The organism is Streptomyces sp. NPDC091416, from assembly GCF_044756845.1.
GTDB lineage: Bacteria > Actinomycetota > Actinomycetes > Streptomycetales > Streptomycetaceae > Streptomyces.
The window spans coordinates 447,556-463,192 of the sequence record NZ_JBIVTU010000005.1 but is presented as its reverse complement, the minus strand read 5'-3'; the positions used below and the strand labels follow the sequence as shown (position 1 = coordinate 463,192).

The window sequence follows — 15,637 nt, the reverse complement described above, 5'->3', positions numbered from 1 at the left end:
CTGTCCGAACCCTTGCCACGACGCCGTGCCCTTCTTGTGCTGCTCGCTGTGCTGCTGGTGGAGCCGGGGCCATACGGTCCCGGCCCGGCTGGGCAAGTATCCCCGAGCCCGGGCCGCACCCGCCCGGCAGGGGCGCGGCGCGTGTGTCGGACGGGGACGTGTACGGGGGCGGGGCGGCCGGGGTGCGGCCGTCGTCACCGTACGGGTAGCCGGGAAGCCTGTGACACCGTACGAGAGCCGGGGCCCCGTGTCACCGTACGAGGAGCTGGAAATCGAAGGTGTAGCGCGAGGCGCGGTAGAGGTGGGAGGCGGCTTCGACCGCTCTGCCCGTGTCGTCGAAGGTGGTGCGCTCCAGCGTGAGCAGGGCGGCGCCCTCGCTCTCTCCGAGCGGGCCGGCCTCGTCGGCGGTGGCGAGGCGGGCGCCGACGGTCTGGCGGGCGCTGTGCAGGGTGATGCCCGCGCCGCGCATCATCCGGTAGAGGCCGGTGGCCGCCGGCCGTTCGCCGGTGAGGTCGAGGAGGCCGGCGGGCAGATGGTTGCGCAGCAGGGCCAGGGGTTCGCCGTCCGCCTCGCGCAGTCGCTCGATGTACTGCACCTCGGTGCCCTCCGTGACGCCCAGTGCGGCGGCGACGGCGGCCGTGGCGGGCCGCAGGGCGTTGGCCAGGACGGTGGTCGAGGGCTGCCGGCCCGCGGCTTCCAGGTCGTCGTACAGGCTGCTGAGTTCGAGGGGGCGCCTGGCCCTGCTGTGCAGTACCTGGGTGCCGACGCCGCGGCGTCGGACCAGCAGGCCCTTGTCCACGAGCGACTGGATGGCCTGGCGGACGGTGGGCCGGGACAGCCCGAGCCGTACGGCGAGTTCGATCTCGTTGCCGAGGAGTCCGCCGGCCGCGAGCCTGCCGTCCGCGATCGCCGCCTCCAGCTGCTGAGCGAGCTGGTAGTAGAGCGGGACGGGGCTGGAGCGGTCCACGCCCAGGTCGAGGGCGGTCGCGTCGGCGGTGGATTTCGGCACGCCCGGAGCGTAGCTCCCACGTCCGCAACTCCGGTAGTCCGGTCGTCCTGATGTCCGGACAGCATCGCACCCGGTGACCCGGGCGGGCTCACCCGCGCTCGGCCCGCCGAAGGCGCCTGGGTAGTTTGTCAGGACATTCATTGACATCGATACGCGTGGACGGCACGTTGGTCCCATGCGCATCGGACTACTCGGCACCGGCAGGATCGGCTCCTTCCACGCGGGCGTCCTCGCCCGCCATCCCGCGGTCCGGGCGCTGGTGGTGGCCGATGCCGAGCCGGCCCGCGCGGCCGCCGTCGCCCGCCGGACCGGAGCGCGCGCCGTGGCCACGGCGACGGAGGTGTTCGACGCCGGAGTGGACGCCGTGGTGATCGCCTCCGCCACCTCCGCCCACGCCGAGCTGATCGGCCGGGCCGCCCGCGCGGGGCTGCCCGCCTTCTGCGAGAAGCCCGTCGCGCTGGACCTGGCGGGCACGCTGGGAGCGCTGCGCGAGGCGGAGCGTGCGCACAGCGTCCTTCAGCTCGGCTTCATGCGCCGGTTCGATGCCGGATACGCGGCGGCACGCGCCGCGGTACGCGGCGGGGCGCTCGGCAGGCTGCACACCGTACGGACGGCGACCTCCGACCCCGCGCCGCCGCCCGCCGCGTATCTGCCGCTCTCCGGCGGGCTGTTCCGGGACTGCCTGATCCATGACTTCGACATGGTCCGCTGGGTGACGGGCCGCGAGGTGACGCGGGTGTACGCCACCGGGTCGGACGCCGGGCACCCGATGTTCCGCGCGGCCGGCGACGTGGACACGGCGGCGGCGCTGCTGACCCTCGACGACGGCACCCTGGTCACCGCGACGTCGACCCGCTGCAACGGCGCGGGCTACGACGTCCGGATGGAGCTCGCCGGCGAGGACGACCAGATCGCGGTGGGCCTCGGCGGCCGCACCCCGCTGACCTCCGCCGAACCGGACGGCCCCGGCGCCCCGGCCGACCCCTGGCCGGGCTTCCTGGAGCGCTTCGCCCCCGCGTACGAGGCCGAACTCGACGCCTTCGTAAGCGTGGTGCGCGGCGAGGCGGCCAATCCGTGCGACGGCCGGGAGGCGCTGAGCGCGCTGCGGATCGCTGAGGCGTGCGAGGTCTCGCGGCGGGAGCGGCGCGCGGTGGAGCTGACGGAGATCCCGTCCGCCTGACCCCGGGCGCGCCGCCCGCGGCTCACCACCTGACCGGCAGCCCCTCCGGCCCCCGGATGAGCAGACCCGTACGCCAGGTCAGCTCCGCCGGGTCCCCGTCCGGCGCCAGCTCCGGGCAGCGCTCCAGCAGCGACCTGATGGCCACCGCCGCCTCGATGCGGGCCAGCGGCGCACCCAGGCAGAAGTGGATGCCGTGGCCGAAGGCCAGGTGTCCGCGGGCGTCCCGGGTGATGTCGAAACGGTCGGCGTCCGGGAAGCGGTCCGGGTCGCGGTTGGCGTCGGACATCGCGACCAGGACCAGCTCACCGCCGCCCGGGATCACCGTGCCGCCGATGTCGATCGCTTCGGTGGTGAAGCGGTACGTGGGTGTCTCGACCGGGCCCGCCCAGCGGAGCATCTCCTCCACGGCATTGTCGATCAGTCCGAAGTCAGCGCGCAGTGCAGCCAGTTGGTCCGGGTGGGTGAGCAGTGCCAGCACGCCGTTGGAGATCAGATTCACGGTGGTCTCGTGGCCGGCGACGAGCAGCAGCCAGGCCATGCCCATGAGTTCGCCGGCCGAGAGCCGGTCGCCCTCCTCGTCGGCCGTGTGGATCAGCGCGCTCATCAGGTCGTCGCCGGGCCGGTCCCGCTTGTCGTCGAGCATTCCGGCGAGGAAGCCGGACATCTGGACGGTCGCGTCGCGGCGTACCTCGGCGTCGAGGGAGGACAGCACGGTGTTGGACCACTCGCGGAAGACCTGGCGGTCCAGGAACGGCACACCGAGCAGTTCGCAGATGACGGACATGGGCAGCGGGAAGGACAGGGACTCGACCAGATCGGTCCTGCGGTCCGGGCGCGCCAGCATGGTGTCGAGCAGTTCGTCCGTCATCTGCTGTACGCGTGGCACGAGTTGGCGCATCCGGCGGGCGGTGAACTCGCGGGCCACGAGTTTGCGCAGCCGGGTGTGGGCGGGTGCGTCCGAGCTGAGCATGGAGGTCCCCGAGGCGACCTGGCCGACGCCGAGGGACGGCGAGGCGTTGCGCCCTCCTTGGAGAACCGCTGGTCGGCGAGCGCGGCCCGGCCTTCCTCGTAGCCGACGACGAGCCAGGCGAGGGAACCCTCCGGGATCCGGACCCGGTGCACGGGTCCGCGGGCCCGTAAGTCGGCGTACACGGGGAACGGATCGCGGGTGAACCGCTCACCGAGCGCCCCGAGGTCGACTATGGCTTCGGTGGTCACGTGGGGCTCCTTCAGGACGAGGCGGCGCTCAGCACGGTGCCCTGGGCGACGGCACAGAGAGTCTCGGTACCGTCCTGCCCCACGACGGACAGATCGCAACGTGCCACGGCCTGCCGGCGCCCGGTGTGGACGACCTCCGCGCGCGCGACGAGCGAGGCGCCGGTGGCGGGGCGGAGGTACTGGATGGAGAAGCCGCCGGTCAGCACCGCCGGGCCGAGCGTCGTACCGGCGGCGAAGGTGAGGGCGTTGTCGGCGGCGTAGGCGAGCACTCCGCCGTGCAGGAATCCGTTCTGCTGCCGCAGTTCCTCACGGCTGTCGATCTCCAGTGTGGCCGCGCCGTCGCCGAACGCGGTGATCCGTGCGCCGACGAGCGCGCTGAACGGCTGGCTGTCGAGCACCTTCTGTGCCATCTGCAGGTCGAGTCCGGTCATGGCGGGGTCCTTTCTGTCTCACCAGCTCTGTCTCACCGCCGCATCCGCCCCGCAGCCGAACCCGTCCCGAAGGCAATCCGTTTCAGGAGGGGTCGCGGTCGCCGTCGTCGTCGAGCAGGCCCGCGTCATGGACCAGCAGCGCAATCTGCACCCGGTTGTTGAAGTCGAACTTGGCGAGAATACGGGAGACCTGGGTCTTCACCGTGGCCACGCTCAGATAGAGCGCGGCGGCGATCTCGGCGTTGGAGCGGCCGCGCCCGACGGCGACCGCCACCTCGCGCTCGCGGTCGGCAAGCAACGCGATGCGCTGCCGCGCCCGTTCGGCACGGCCGGCCCGCGACAGGAACAGCAGCCCGCCCCATTCCCGGGCGCCGAACCCGGCCGCGACCGACCACGGCGACTCGCCCGTGCCGGGCGCGGCGGTCAGCAGGGCGAAGACGGTGACGGCGCTGCCGAGCTGGACCGTGGTGAGGGACAGCGAGTCCGCCGACCGGACGGACTTGATGCGCGCCATCAGGAGGACGTGGAGGGTACGGGCGAGCGCGGCGACGAGCATCAGCAGGTCGCCCGCCGAGGGGCTGGTGAATCCGCCGCCCTGGGTCAGGAGGACCACTCCGGCGACGGAGAGCCCGGCGGCCGCGAGGAAGGCGCCGGTCGGCCGGTTCCGTGTCACGGCGGCCTCGGCCAGCGGGGTGAAGATCATGGTGAGGCTGATGATGAGCCCGGCGTTGGTCGCCGAGGTGTGCACCAGACCGTACGTCTCCACCAGGAAGATCCCGCTGAGCACGAGGCCCAGCAGCCCGGCGCCCCGCCACTGGGCGGCGGTCAGCGCCCGCAGCCGGGGCCATCCGGCGATCACCAGGACGGGCAGCACGACGGCGAACCGCAGCACGAGGACGGCGATGACGGTCTGCGTCGTGGTGATGCCCTTGGCCGCCAGATAGCTGGAGCCCCACACCACGGCGACGAGCAGGACGGGCAGATCGGTCAGCCACGCACGGCGCGGCGGGGCGAGGACGGGCACGGCGACGGAGGACACCCGGATCTCCTGGTTCTCCACAGGGCAGATGTGGAGACCTCACTGGCTCGCACGCGGAACGATCACGCTACCCGGCACCCTCCTGCCATGGCGAGCCCCTGACCGGTCCGATCGCTCAGGTGCCGTCCGGGACCGAACCGAAAGCGGCCCGTCCGGCGGGCCGGTAGGTCTGGATCGTGATGCCGTTGGGCGTCGTCCGGGAGGCGGTCAGCCCGAAGGCCGTCGGCAGCCCGCCGTCCGGGAACAGCCGCCGCCCACGGCCGAGCACGACCGGGAACACCAGCAGGTGGTACGCGTCGATCAGGTCGTGCGCCATCAGGGACCGGGCGAGCAGGCCGCTGCCGTGGATCTGCAGTTCGCCGCCTTCCGTGCGGTCCTTGATCCGGGCGACCTCCTCCGCGACACCGGCGGAGATCACGGTGCTGTTCTCCCAGTCCGCCTTCTCCAGGGTGGTCGAGACGACGTACTTGGGCAGGGTGTTGAGGCGGGAGGCGATCGGGTCGCCGGGGTCGGTGACGCCCGGCCAGTAGGCCGCGAAGATGTCGTACGTGTGCCGTCCCAGCAGGAACGCCGCCGCACGGTCGAACACGTCGGTCATGAACCGGCCCATGCCCTCGTCCAGGAACGGCGCGACCCAGCCGCCGTACTCGAATCCGTCGCTCGTGTCCTCCTCGGGGCCGCCGGGCGCCTGCATGACGCCGTCGAGGGTCAGAAAGGTGGTCAGCGTCAGCTGTGCCATGGTCGTGCTCCTTCGGGAACATCACTGAGGTGCGCTTCCATCTGTTCCGACCCCGCGGGCGGCGGGAACTCATCGGCGGCGGCCGCCGCCGTACCGGAGTGGGCGTCCGTTTCCCGCCGGTCTCCGGTGCGCGAAAGGACTTTGCTGGTTCCTGTCAGCACGACCGGCGAAGGAACGGAAACCCTCATGACCAGCACCGTCAGCACCAACCGCACCGCGCTCGTCACCGGTGGCAGCCGCGGCATCGGCGCCGCGACCGCCCTGCGGCTCGCCCGGGACGGCGCCGATGTGGCGCTGACCTACGTCCGGGACGAGGAGGCCGCCCACGAGGTCGTACGCAAGATCGAGGCGGTCGGCCGTCGGGCCGTCGCCCTGCGTGCGGACTCGGCCGACCCGGAGGCCGTCCCCGGTGCGGTGCACCGGACGGCGGAGGCCTTCGGGCGGCTCGACATCCTCGTCAACAACGCGGGCATCGGCGTCCTCGGCCCGATCGACGGCATCACCGACGCCGATGTCGACCGGGTGCTCGCCGTCAACGTCCGGGCGGTCTTCCTGGCCTGCCGGGCGGCGGCGGGCGTCCTGGAGCGGGGCGGCCGCATCATCTCCGTCGGTACGGCCCTGAGCCGGTACGCGGGCGGTCCCGGCTCCACGCTCTACGCGATGAGCAAGTCGGCACTGTCCGGACTGACCAAGCCGCTCGCCCGCGAGCTCGGGCCGCGCGGCATCACGGTCAACCTGGTCCAGGCCGGCGCGGTCGACACCGACATGAACCCCGCGGACGGACCGTTCGCCGCCGGCCAGCGGGCCGCCAACGCACTGGACCGGTTCGGGAAGACCGGTGAAGTAGCCGCGATGATCGCCTACTTGGCCAGTGACGAGGCGGCGTACGTCACCGGTGCGGAAATGGTCGTGGACGGTGGCCACGCGGCCTGAGCGTGGCAGGGTGAGGGCAGCGACCGCGCCTTGAGGAGGCCCACATGTCCGTGCCGGGTGAGAAGGACGACCGACCGCTGTACGAACGGTTCGGATTCCGTATCGCCCGGCGCGGATACGACCGCGATCAGGTCGAGGCCTACGTCACCCGGCTCCTGACCGGTGCCCCGCCGGCCGGACCCGTGGCGTTCGACCTGGTGCGGCGCGGCTACGAGCGCGGCGGGGTCGACGAGGTCATCGCACGGCTGCACCGCGAGGCGGGTCGGGGCGGACGGTCCTAGGCTGGCCGGGCAGTGATCCGTACGGAAGGGACGACCATGCCCGCGACCCCGGCGCACACCCTCAACGACGGCCGCACGATCCCCGCGGTCGGACTCGGCACCTGGCCGCTGGACGACGACGCGGCCGAGGAAGCGGTCGCCGGGGCGCTGGAGCGGGGCTACCGGCTCGTCGACACCGCGCTGAACTACGGCAACGAGACCGGTACGGGACGCGGGATCGCCCGCAGCGGCGTACCGCGCGAGGACGTCTTCGTCACCACCAAGGTGCCGGGCAGGCACCACGGGTACGAGAAGACCCTCGCCTCGTTCGAGGAGTCCCGCCGCCGCCTCGGCCTGGACTACGTGGACCTCTATCTCATCCACTGGCCGCTGCCCCGTGTCGGCCTGTACGTGGACACGTGGCGGGCGCTGATCCGGCTGCGTGAGGACGGGCTCGTGCGGTCGATCGGGGTATCCAACTTCACCGCGGACCATCTGGCGCGGCTGGAGGAGGAGACGGGAGTGCTGCCCGCCGTCAACCAGATCGAGATGCATCCGCGGCTGCCGCAGGAGGAACTGCGGGCCGTGCACGCCGCCAAGGGCATCGTCACGGAGAGCTGGAGCCCGCTGGGGCGCGGGCGTGATCTGACGGCCGACCCGGCGGTCGTCGCCGCGGCCGGGGCGCACGGTGTGACGCCCGGCCGGGCCGTGCTGCGCTGGCACACCCAGCTGGGCGCCGTACCGATCCCGAAGTCGGCCGATCCGGGGCGGCAGCGGGAGAACCTCGATCTGTTCGGGTTCGAGCTGACGCCGGACGAGCTGGCGCGCATCTCGGCCGGACCGCAGGAGCGGTTCGGCGGGGACCCCGAGGCGCACGAGGAGTTCTGAGCCGGGACAGCCCTCAGGCGCGCGGCTGTACCTCCGCCATGCGGGACCAGCCCTCGCCCGGCACCTCGACGTTGATGATCTCGGGCACCTCCGCCACCAGGTCCGCCATCGTCTCCATCGCCGCGGCGAAGTGCGCCGACCGCACGTGGGCCGTGCCGGCTTCGGGCGACGCGAACGCCTCCAGCAGCACGAACTGGTCCGGGTTCTCGACGCTGTAGGACCAGTCGAAGAACACGTTGCCGGGCTCCTGGCGGGTGGCGAGGGTGAACTCCTCGACGGCCGGCAGCCAGTTGTCGCGCTCGGCGGTGCGCACGGTGAACCTGACGGCGATGAAGATCATGGCGACTCCTGTGGGGGTGTGCGGGAACCAGGACAGGGTCCCGCATCCCTACGGTATCGCCCGAATACGGACAGTCCTCGGCAGGGCCGGTTCAGCCGCCCAGTCCGACGTGGCGGGCCATCAGGCGTGCGGCGCCCGGGGCGGTCAGCGAGCCGAAGAGGCGCAGCCGTGAGATGCCGCCGTCCGGATAGATGTCGATGCGGACCTCGGCGGCGCGTACGGCCCGCGGCAGGACGAAGCGGTGGTTGGTGTCGGGCTGCAGCCGGGTCCTGGGCAGCAGCTCGGTCCAGTCGCCGCCCGCGTCCCGGACGGAGAGGCCCGCCCATCCGGCCGAGTTGCCCTTCAGATAGGCGGTGTCGATCTCGACGGCGCGGATCTCCGCCTCCTCGACGAGGTGGTAGTGGATCCAGTCGTTGCCCCGGTCGCGCCGGCGCCGGGTCTCCCAGCCGTCGTCCATCTTGCGGGAGCGGCCGGGCTGGATGGTGTTCGTCGCCGGGGAGTAGAAGCGGTCCGACGCGTCCTCGACCCGGCCGCCGTTCTCCAGCGCGACGAGGTCGAAGGTGCCGAGCGCCGTCAGCCAGGCGGGGTCCGGGGCCACTTCGCCGTACACCCGGAGCCTGGCTATGCCTCCGTCCGGGTGCTGGTTGACCCGCAGATGCGTGAAGCGCTGCGCGGTTTCGACGGCGAAGCCGTTGGCCGCGTGGCCGCCGACTGCCGTACGGGGGACGAGCGTCGTCCACTTCACGTCCGGGGCCAGGAGGTCCTCGGGGGACGGCGAGCCGGGCAGCGAGACGCCCTGGACGGAGACCGCCTGCGGGTAGTTGCCGCGGAAGTGGGCGGTGTCGACGACGATGCCGCGCACGACGCCGGGCGCGCCGAGGCGGACCAGTGCCCAGTCGTGGTCCTCGTCCACCGGGTGGGGCTGTGCGGCGCTCACGCCGCGGCGGCGGCGGGTCTCCCAGCCGTCCATGATCTTGCCCTTGTGCCCGAAGTGCTCGGGGTCGAAGTGTGCGGGCTCCGGCTTCAGCAGGTTCTCGCGCTCCGCGAAGAACTCGTCGTTGGCGGCGATCACGCCCGCGCCGAGCCGCCGGTCGGCGAGGTCGACGAGGTGGGTGAAGGGGCGGTCGGCGGTGCGGTAGTCGGCGTACGGGTCGCCGCCGCCGTAGGGGTTCGCGTCGCCGGTGAAGTGCGTGGTCGCCGTCATGGTCAGTGGTTCCTTGTCAGGAGTCGGCCGGTGGGTTCGGCGAGGGTGCCTTCGGTGGCGATGCGTACGCCGCGCAGCCAGGTGGACCGCACGACGCCGTGCAGGGTCCGGCCGGCGTAGGCGGTGACCTGGTTGCGGTGGAAGAGCTCGGCAGGGTCGACGGTGAAGGCGGCGTCGGGAGCCAGGACCGCGAAGTCCGCGTCGCGGCCGGCCTCGATCGCACCCTTGGCGGTCAGTCCGGCCAGTTCGGCGGGGGCGGCCGACATCCAGCGGGCGACGTCGTCGAGGGAGTGGCCGCGCCTGCGGGCCTCGGTCCAGATGGCGGGCAGTCCGAGCTGGAGGGAGGAGATGCCGCCCCAGGCGGAGGCGAAGTCGGGCGTCTTGAGGTCCGTGGTGCAGGGCGAGTGGTCGGAGACGATGCAGTCGATGGTGCCGTCGGCCAGCCCCTGCCACAGCGCGTCCTGGTTGGCGGCCTCGCGGATGGGCGGGCAGCACTTGAACTCGGTTGCTCCGTCGGGGACTTCCTCGGCGGTGAGGGTGAGGAAGTGCGGGCAGGACTCGACGGTGACGCGGACGCCCTCGCGCTTGGCGGCGGCGATCAGCGGCAGGGCGTCGCTGGAGGACAGGTGCAGGATGTGGACGCGTGCGTTCAGCCGTTTCGCGTGCGCGATGAGACCTTCGATCGCGGTGTTCTCGGCGTCGCGGGGCCGGGAGGCGAGGAAGTCGGCGTAGGCGGGGCCGCCGCGCTGCGGCGCGGTCGCCAGGTGGTGCGGGTCCTCGGCGTGCACGATCAGGAGGCCGCCGAGTCCCGCGATCTCGGCCATCGACCGGGCCAGCTGCTCCTGGTCGAGTTCGGGGAACTCCTCGACGCCGGAGGGCGAGAGGAAGCACTTGAAGCCGAAGACCCCGGCCTCGTACAGCGGGCGCAGGTCCTTGACGTTGGAGGGGATGGCGCCGCCCCAGAAACCGGTGTCGACGTGCGCCTTGGGGGCCGCCACCTGCTGCTTGACCCGCAGGTGCTCGACGGTGGTGGTCGGCGGGAGCGAGTTGAGCGGCATGTCGAGCAGTGTGGTGATCCCGCCGGCCGCGGCGGCGCGGGTGGCGGTGTGGAAGCCTTCCCACTCGGTGCGGCCGGGGTCGTTCACGTGGACGTGCGTGTCCACGAGGCCGGGCAGCAGGACGTCGTCCCCGAAGTCCTCCACCCCGGCCCCCTCCGGCACCCCGGAGTCGTACGGCAGGACGGCGTCGATCGTCCCGCCCGCGATGTGGACCGCCGCGGGCCGGGTGCCCCCGGGGGTGACGACGCGCGTCGAGCGCAGAACCAGCTTCACGTCCGTACCGGACACCCGTGCTCCCCACTTCGTGAATTCAACGAACTGTTGAAGGAGTCTTCACTCGGGAATGCGACCCGTCAAGACCCCATCCTGCCCTCGGACCACTCAGCCGACCACGTACGGCACGGACTGGAGATTTCCACAAAGTAAAAGTCATATTTCGAAGAGTGGAATGTAGAATGGGCCATACGTGGCACCGCACGGACCGTCGGGCCGGCCCCGGACACCGGGACGAACGGGCCCTGACCGGCCAGGACGGTGCCTCTGCGACAGTGGGCCGATCGGGAAGTGCCCGGTAGGCTGCTGCCTTGCTCTTCCGCTTCGAAAGGACCGTTGACGTGCCGCCGTCCCACGCCAGCACTTCCGACTCCAAGTCCGCCGGTTCCAGCGGCGGTGTGCAGTCCCTTGAGCGCGCCTTCGATCTCCTGGAGCGGATGGCCGACGCGGGGGGCGAGGTCGGCCTGAGCGAGCTCTCCGCGAGCAGCGGACTTCCGCTGCCCACCATTCACCGGCTGATGCGCACGCTCGTGGTCTGCGGCTACGTACGCCAGCAGCCCAACCGGCGCTATGCGCTCGGCCCGCGGCTGATCCGGCTCGGCGAGTCCGCCTCGCGGCTGCTCGGCACCTGGGCCCGCCCGTATCTGGCCCGGCTGGTCGAGGAGACCGGCGAGACGGCCAACATGGCGCTGCTCGACGGCGACGAGGTCGTGTACGTGGCGCAGGTGCCGTCCAAGCACTCGATGCGCATGTTCACCGAGGTGGGCCGCCGGGTGCTGCCGCACTCCACCGGAGTGGGCAAGGCGCTGCTGGCGCACACCCCGCCGGACGAGGTGCGGGCCCTGCTCGCGCGGACCGGGATGCCGGCCGCCACCGAGAAGACGATCACCACCGCGGACGGCTTCCTCGAAGCCCTGGAGCAGGTCCGCCGGGTGGGGTACGCGGTCGACGACAACGAGCAGGAGATAGGGGTCCGCTGCCTGGCGGTCCCGGTCCCCGACTCCCCCACCTCGGCGGCGATCTCGATCTCCGGACCGGCGGGCCGGGTGACCGAGGCGGCGACCGAGCGCATCGTGCCGATCCTCCAGCAGGCCGCGAAGGAGCTGTCCGAGGCGCTGGCCAGCAGCGGGTCGGCCGGCTGAGACGCGGCGAAGGGGTGGTCCGGGGCTTCCACGCTCCGGACCACCCCTTCGCCGTCCGGCCCGGCGGTCAGGTGAGGGCCGGGGCGGTCAGTCTGCCGTCCTCCATCGTGACGGTGCGGTCCATCCGGTCCAGATGGGTCCGGTCGTGCGTGACCATGACGGTCGCCGTGGACCGCTGCCGGGTCAGCGAGACGAGGAGATCGAGCACCGCCGCTCCCCGTTCGTGGTCCAGGGCACTGGTCGGCTCGTCGACGAGCAGGACCGCCGGGTCGTTCATCAGGGCCCGTGCGATGTTGATCCGCTGGCGCTGGCCGCCCGAGAGCTGGTGCGGCCTGCGGTCCGCCTTGCCGGCGAGACCGACCGCGTCCAGGAGTTCCAGGGCGCGGGCCCGGGCGGTCCGCGCCGCGCCGCCCGACAGGTGCGTCATGACCTGGAGCTGTTCGGCGGCGGTCAGCGAGGGCAGCAGGTTGGGCTGCTGGAAGACGATGCCGATCCGTTCGCGACGCAGCGCCGCCTTGTCCGCGCGGCCGAGCCCGGCCGTGTCCGTACCGGCGACGACGACGGCGCCCTCGTCCGGGGTGACCAGGGTGGCCGCCACGGCGAGCAGGCTCGACTTGCCGGAGCCCGAGGGGCCGACGACGGCGGTCAGGGTGCCGGCGGGCACGTCCAGCGCGACACGGTCCAGGGCGGTGAGCCGGCCGTCGCCGTCCGGGTAGGTGAGCGTGACATCGGTGAGGGTGAGGGTCATCGGGCACTCCGGAGTGGTGTGAACGGCTGCGCGAGGGGCATCGGGCACTCCCGGGGACGGATGAACGGCAGCAGGGGCGTCACCGGGCACTCCCGGGGGCTGAACGGCAGCACGGGCGTCATCGGGCGCTCCCCAGCGCGGTCAGCGGGTCGACGGCGGTGATCCGCCGGATGGACAGGGCCGCACCGACCGCACCGAGAGCGATCATGACGGCGGCCGGGAACAGGACGGTGGACGCCTCCAGGACGAAGGGCACGGACCCGCCGCTGACCAGCGCGCCGATGCCGGAGGCGAGCGCGGTGCCCGCTCCCGTACCGATCGCGAGCATCACCACGGCCTGCCCGAGTGCGTCCCGCAGCAGATACGGCGTGGAGGCACCCAGTGCCTTGAGAACCGCGACGTCGCCGCTGCGCTGGATCGTCCAGACGGTGAAGAAGGCGCCGATGACCAGGGCGGAGATGGCGAAGAGGAAGCCGCGCATCAGCTGGAGCGAGCCGTTCTCCGCCTGGTAGGAGCCGATCGCGGTGAGGGAGCCGTCGAGCGTGAGCGTGCTGGTTCCCGCAGCCCGGTCACCGGCCGCCAGATCGGCGCCACCCGTGGTGGTCAGTGCGATCACGGTGGCGTGCTCCGTACCACCGGCGCCGTCCGCGCCGAACCGCTGCCAGTCGTCGAGCGCCGTCCACACGACCGGGGTGTGGCTGTACGAGGCGTCGCCGGCGACCGCCGCGACGGTGACCTCGTGGCCGCCGATCCTCAGCCGGTCACCGGCGCCGGCCGCCAGGTCCTCGGCGGCCTGCCCGGAGAGCACGACCTCGCCCGGTCCGACCGGGGCGCCCCGGGGCGCCAGGCCGCTCCCCGGCTCGACACCGAACGCCGACACGGCCGCCGTCCGCTGTCCCGTCACCGGGGAGGCGTTCAGGGTGCGGATGCCGAGCGGCTGCGCCGCGGTGATCCCGGGCCGCTTCTCCCAGCTCCGCCACGCGGTCTCCCGGACGGTCGAGTTGGTGAAGGACACCGACTGGCCGTCGGGCGGGGCGGCGAACGCGATGTGGTCGGCGTCCAGCCCCGTGACGGCCGAGGTGTTCTCCCGGGCCAGCCCGGCGGTGAGGCCGGACAGCAGACCCACGAGCAGCGTGATCAGCACCACGACCGTGCCCATGAGCGCGAACCGGCCCTTGGCGAACCGAAGATCTCTCCATGCGACGAACATGACTCCAGCCTGGGATTTCCCGGCCGCGGAAACATCGCCCGCGGGCCGGTCGAGACATCAACCTTTCGATTGACCGGCCCCGCGCACCCCACGTCTACGCTGGACGAATCATGGAAAAACGTGCCCATCCCCCGGTCGCCGCCGCCCTGCGGCTGTGTCTGCACGCGCTGCTGCTGGGGCTGCTGGCGCTCGCCGCGGTGAAGGCCGTGAGCGGCGGCGTCCCGCACTCCGGGGCCGTCGTCGTGGTCGCGGCGGTGCTGGCAGCGGCGTACGCGGCGGGTGCTCTCGCGCCCGTCGTGCAGCCCGGGACCCAGGCGGGGGCGCTGTGGCTCGCGCTGCTGTGGGCACTCTGGCTGGCGCTGCTGGTGCTTTCGCCGGACGCGCTGTGGCTGGCCTTCCCGCTCTACTTCCTCCAGCTGCATCTGCTGCCGATGCGCTGGAGTCTGCCCGCCGTGGCGGTGACGGCGGCGGCCGCCATCGCCGGTTTCCTGCTGCACGGCGAGAAGGTCACCGCCGGCACGTTCATCGGCCCGCTGCTCGGGGCTGCGGTCGCGGTCGCCACGGTCCTCGGATACGACGCGCTGTTCCGCGAGAGCGAGCGGCGCCGCGAGCTCATCGAGGAACTCGTCTCGACCCGCGCGGAGCTGGCCGGGGCGGAGCGCACCGCCGGGACGCTCGCCGAGCGCGAACGGCTGGCCCGGGAGATCCACGACACCCTCGCGCAGGGCCTGTCCAGCATCCAGCTGCTGCTCCGCGCCGCCGAACGCACCCTGCCCGCGGACGCCCCCGCCGCGGCCCATGTCCGCCGGGCCCGCGAGGCCGCCCAGGACAATCTCGCCGAGGCCCGTCGCTTCGTACGCGCCCTGACCCCGCCCGATCTGGAGAACGGCTCCCTGGCGGCCGCCCTTGAGCGGCTCTCGGCCCGCACCACCGCACCCGGGCTGACCGTGCAGTTCGCCGTGAGCGGCGCTCCGGTGGAGCTGCCCACCCCCTACGAGGTGGCGCTGCTGCGTACCGCCCAGTCGGCGCTGGCCAACACGGTCCAGCACTCCGGCGCGCGACGGGCGGAGATCACGCTGAGTTTCATGGACACCTCGGTGGCGCTGGACGTGGTCGACGACGGCCGCGGCTTCACCGACGAGCCCGCCGCGGGCACGGGTACCGCAACGGGCGGCTTCGGGCTGCCCGCCATGCGGTCCCGGGCCCGTTCGCTGGGCGGCACCCTGAGCGTCGAATCGGCGCCCGGCCAGGGCACGGCCGTCGCCCTGACCCTGCCGCTGCCCCTCCCCGACGGCCGGACCGGACAGGATGCCGCATGACCGTGACCACGCCGATCCGGCTGCTGCTCGCCGATGACCACCCGGTCGTACGGGCGGGTCTGCGGGCGGTCCTGGACACCGAGCCGGACTTCCGGGTCGTCGCCGAGGCCGACACGGCGGAACGGGCGGTGGCCCTGGCCGCGACCGGCGCGTTCGACGTCGTCCTGATGGACCTGCAGTTCGGCACGGGTCTGCACGGCTCGGAGGCAACCGCCGCGATCACCGCGGTGCCCGGCGCGCCCCGGGTCCTGATCCTGACGACGTACGACAGCGACGCCGACATCCTGGCGGCGGTGGAGGCGGGCGCGGCCGGTTATCTGCTCAAGGACGCCCCGCCGGAGGAGCTGGCCGCCGCGGTCCGTACCGCGGCGGCCGGCCGCTCGGCCCTGGCGCCGGCCGTCGCGCACCGGCTGATGGACCGCATGCGGATGCCGGCCCAGGCCCTCACCAAGCGCGAGCTGGAGGTGCTGCAACTGGTGGGCGAGGGCCTGTCGAACCTGCAGATCAGCAAGAAGCTCTTCCTCAGCCAGGCGACGGTGAAGTCCCATCTGGTGCACATCTACGCCAAGCTGGGCGTGGACTCGCGCACCGCGGCCGTGGCGGCGGCGACGGCCCGCAGGCTCATCCGCCGCTGAAAGCAACGCCC

General features: G+C 72.6%; 16 protein-coding genes and 1 pseudogene. 7 read left to right on the top strand and 10 right to left on the bottom strand.

Annotated elements, in window-relative coordinates; translation table 11 throughout:
- Positions 1-250: 250 nt before the first annotated feature.
- The gene (locus tag ACIQMX_RS18255) at positions 251-1,009 is read right to left on the bottom strand and encodes a GntR family transcriptional regulator (RefSeq protein WP_402479154.1); all 759 of its coding nucleotides are present in this window, start codon (positions 1,007-1,009) and stop codon (positions 251-253) included.
- Positions 1,010-1,184: 175 nt separating this feature from the next.
- Between ACIQMX_RS18255 and ACIQMX_RS18250 the strand changes: the two genes are divergently transcribed.
- Positions 1,185-2,189, top strand: a complete 1,005-nt coding sequence (locus tag ACIQMX_RS18250; protein WP_402479151.1) for a Gfo/Idh/MocA family oxidoreductase — start codon at positions 1,185-1,187, stop codon at positions 2,187-2,189.
- Between the two features lie 22 nt (positions 2,190-2,211).
- On the opposite strand, the pseudogene ACIQMX_RS18245 reads toward ACIQMX_RS18250, so the two are convergent.
- The 4 genes and pseudogenes from ACIQMX_RS18245 to ACIQMX_RS18230 all read right to left on the bottom strand — a co-directional run bounded on the left by ACIQMX_RS18245 (position 2,212) and on the right by ACIQMX_RS18230 (position 5,616).
- Positions 2,212-3,407 (bottom strand): annotated as a pseudogene (locus ACIQMX_RS18245) (cytochrome P450).
- An 11-nt stretch (positions 3,408-3,418) separates the two neighbouring features.
- Positions 3,419-3,838, bottom strand: a complete 420-nt coding sequence (locus ACIQMX_RS18240; protein ID WP_306084686.1) for a PaaI family thioesterase — start codon at positions 3,836-3,838, stop codon at positions 3,419-3,421.
- Between the two features lie 82 nt (positions 3,839-3,920).
- Positions 3,921-4,877 (bottom strand): EamA family transporter, encoded by a 957-nt coding sequence (locus ACIQMX_RS18235; RefSeq protein ID WP_402479148.1) that lies wholly within the window; start codon positions 4,875-4,877, stop codon positions 3,921-3,923.
- A 115-nt stretch (positions 4,878-4,992) separates the two neighbouring features.
- A complete protein-coding gene (locus tag ACIQMX_RS18230) occupies positions 4,993-5,616 on the bottom strand; it encodes a dihydrofolate reductase family protein (RefSeq protein WP_363076063.1) in 624 nt (207 codons plus the stop codon).
- 186 nt (positions 5,617-5,802) lie between these two features.
- Here ACIQMX_RS18230 and ACIQMX_RS18225 point away from each other — a divergent pair, with 186 nt between their 5' ends.
- The 3 genes from ACIQMX_RS18225 to ACIQMX_RS18215 are packed head-to-tail and all read left to right on the top strand — an operon-like array spanning position 5,803 to position 7,697.
- Positions 5,803-6,549: an SDR family oxidoreductase gene (locus tag ACIQMX_RS18225; protein WP_363076061.1), complete on the top strand. Its 747-nt coding sequence runs from the start codon at positions 5,803-5,805 to the stop codon at positions 6,547-6,549.
- A gap of 44 nt (positions 6,550-6,593) precedes the next feature.
- Positions 6,594-6,830: a hypothetical protein gene (locus ACIQMX_RS18220; RefSeq protein ID WP_402479143.1), complete on the top strand. Its 237-nt coding sequence runs from the start codon at positions 6,594-6,596 to the stop codon at positions 6,828-6,830.
- A gap of 36 nt (positions 6,831-6,866) precedes the next feature.
- Positions 6,867-7,697 carry an aldo/keto reductase gene (locus ACIQMX_RS18215; RefSeq protein ID WP_402479141.1) on the top strand — a complete coding sequence of 277 codons (831 nt, stop codon included), beginning with the start codon at positions 6,867-6,869 and terminating at the stop codon, positions 7,695-7,697.
- A 13-nt stretch (positions 7,698-7,710) separates the two neighbouring features.
- On the opposite strand, the gene ACIQMX_RS18210 is transcribed toward ACIQMX_RS18215, so the two are convergent.
- From ACIQMX_RS18210 to allB, 3 genes are all read right to left on the bottom strand, one after another.
- Positions 7,711-8,037 (bottom strand): putative quinol monooxygenase, encoded by a 327-nt coding sequence (locus tag ACIQMX_RS18210; RefSeq protein ID WP_363076055.1) that lies wholly within the window; start codon positions 8,035-8,037, stop codon positions 7,711-7,713.
- 91 nt (positions 8,038-8,128) lie between these two features.
- Complete coding sequence (gene alc, locus ACIQMX_RS18205; protein ID WP_402479139.1) at positions 8,129-9,241, bottom strand: allantoicase; 1,113 nt, start codon at positions 9,239-9,241, stop codon at positions 8,129-8,131.
- 2 nt (positions 9,242-9,243) lie between these two features.
- Complete coding sequence (gene allB, locus ACIQMX_RS18200; RefSeq protein ID WP_402479136.1) at positions 9,244-10,587, bottom strand: allantoinase AllB; 1,344 nt, start codon at positions 10,585-10,587, stop codon at positions 9,244-9,246.
- A 326-nt stretch (positions 10,588-10,913) separates the two neighbouring features.
- On the opposite strand from allB, the gene ACIQMX_RS18195 reads away from it, so the two are divergent.
- Positions 10,914-11,714: an IclR family transcriptional regulator gene (locus ACIQMX_RS18195; protein WP_363076049.1), complete on the top strand. Its 801-nt coding sequence runs from the start codon at positions 10,914-10,916 to the stop codon at positions 11,712-11,714.
- A 67-nt stretch (positions 11,715-11,781) separates the two neighbouring features.
- On the opposite strand, the gene ACIQMX_RS18190 is transcribed toward ACIQMX_RS18195, so the two are convergent.
- Together ACIQMX_RS18190 and ACIQMX_RS18185 are read right to left on the bottom strand one after the other, a co-directional pair.
- Positions 11,782-12,462, bottom strand: coding sequence for an ABC transporter ATP-binding protein (locus tag ACIQMX_RS18190; protein ID WP_363076047.1), 681 nt, complete (start codon positions 12,460-12,462; stop codon positions 11,782-11,784).
- A 118-nt stretch (positions 12,463-12,580) separates the two neighbouring features.
- Positions 12,581-13,672 carry an ABC transporter permease gene (locus ACIQMX_RS18185; RefSeq protein ID WP_402479132.1) on the bottom strand — a complete coding sequence of 364 codons (1,092 nt, stop codon included), beginning with the start codon at positions 13,670-13,672 and terminating at the stop codon, positions 12,581-12,583.
- A gap of 110 nt (positions 13,673-13,782) precedes the next feature.
- Between ACIQMX_RS18185 and ACIQMX_RS18180 the strand changes: the two genes are divergently transcribed.
- Both ACIQMX_RS18180 and ACIQMX_RS18175 read left to right on the top strand, forming a co-directional pair.
- Positions 13,783-14,991 (top strand): sensor histidine kinase, encoded by a 1,209-nt coding sequence (locus ACIQMX_RS18180; protein WP_402479129.1) that lies wholly within the window; start codon positions 13,783-13,785, stop codon positions 14,989-14,991.
- Positions 14,988-15,626, top strand: a complete 639-nt coding sequence (locus ACIQMX_RS18175; RefSeq protein ID WP_363076041.1) for a response regulator transcription factor — start codon at positions 14,988-14,990, stop codon at positions 15,624-15,626. Before ACIQMX_RS18180 ends, ACIQMX_RS18175 begins: the two co-directional genes overlap by 4 nt.
- Positions 15,627-15,637: the final 11 nt, after the last annotated feature.

Excerpts from the sequence above, each read along its gene's own strand:
- ACIQMX_RS18190 (WP_363076047.1), bottom strand. The coding sequence starts at position 12,462 with ATGACCCTCACCCTCACCGATGTCACGCTCACCTACCCGGACGGCGAC.
- ACIQMX_RS18250 (WP_402479151.1), top strand. The coding sequence starts at position 1,185 with ATGCGCATCGGACTACTCGGCACCGGCAGGATCGGCTCCTTCCACGCG.
- ACIQMX_RS18240 (WP_306084686.1), bottom strand. The coding sequence starts at position 3,838 with ATGACCGGACTCGACCTGCAGATGGCACAGAAGGTGCTCGACAGCCAG.
- ACIQMX_RS18175 (WP_363076041.1), top strand. The coding sequence starts at position 14,988 with ATGACCGTGACCACGCCGATCCGGCTGCTGCTCGCCGATGACCACCCG.
- ACIQMX_RS18180 (WP_402479129.1), top strand. The coding sequence starts at position 13,783 with ATGGAAAAACGTGCCCATCCCCCGGTCGCCGCCGCCCTGCGGCTGTGT.
- ACIQMX_RS18230 (WP_363076063.1), bottom strand. The coding sequence starts at position 5,616 with ATGGCACAGCTGACGCTGACCACCTTTCTGACCCTCGACGGCGTCATG.
- ACIQMX_RS18185 (WP_402479132.1), bottom strand. The coding sequence starts at position 13,672 with ATGTTCGTCGCATGGAGAGATCTTCGGTTCGCCAAGGGCCGGTTCGCG.
- ACIQMX_RS18210 (WP_363076055.1), bottom strand. The coding sequence starts at position 8,037 with ATGATCTTCATCGCCGTCAGGTTCACCGTGCGCACCGCCGAGCGCGAC.
- ACIQMX_RS18220 (WP_402479143.1), top strand. The coding sequence starts at position 6,594 with ATGTCCGTGCCGGGTGAGAAGGACGACCGACCGCTGTACGAACGGTTC.
- ACIQMX_RS18225 (WP_363076061.1), top strand. The coding sequence starts at position 5,803 with ATGACCAGCACCGTCAGCACCAACCGCACCGCGCTCGTCACCGGTGGC.
- ACIQMX_RS18215 (WP_402479141.1), top strand. The coding sequence starts at position 6,867 with ATGCCCGCGACCCCGGCGCACACCCTCAACGACGGCCGCACGATCCCC.
- alc (WP_402479139.1), bottom strand. The coding sequence starts at position 9,241 with ATGACGGCGACCACGCACTTCACCGGCGACGCGAACCCCTACGGCGGC.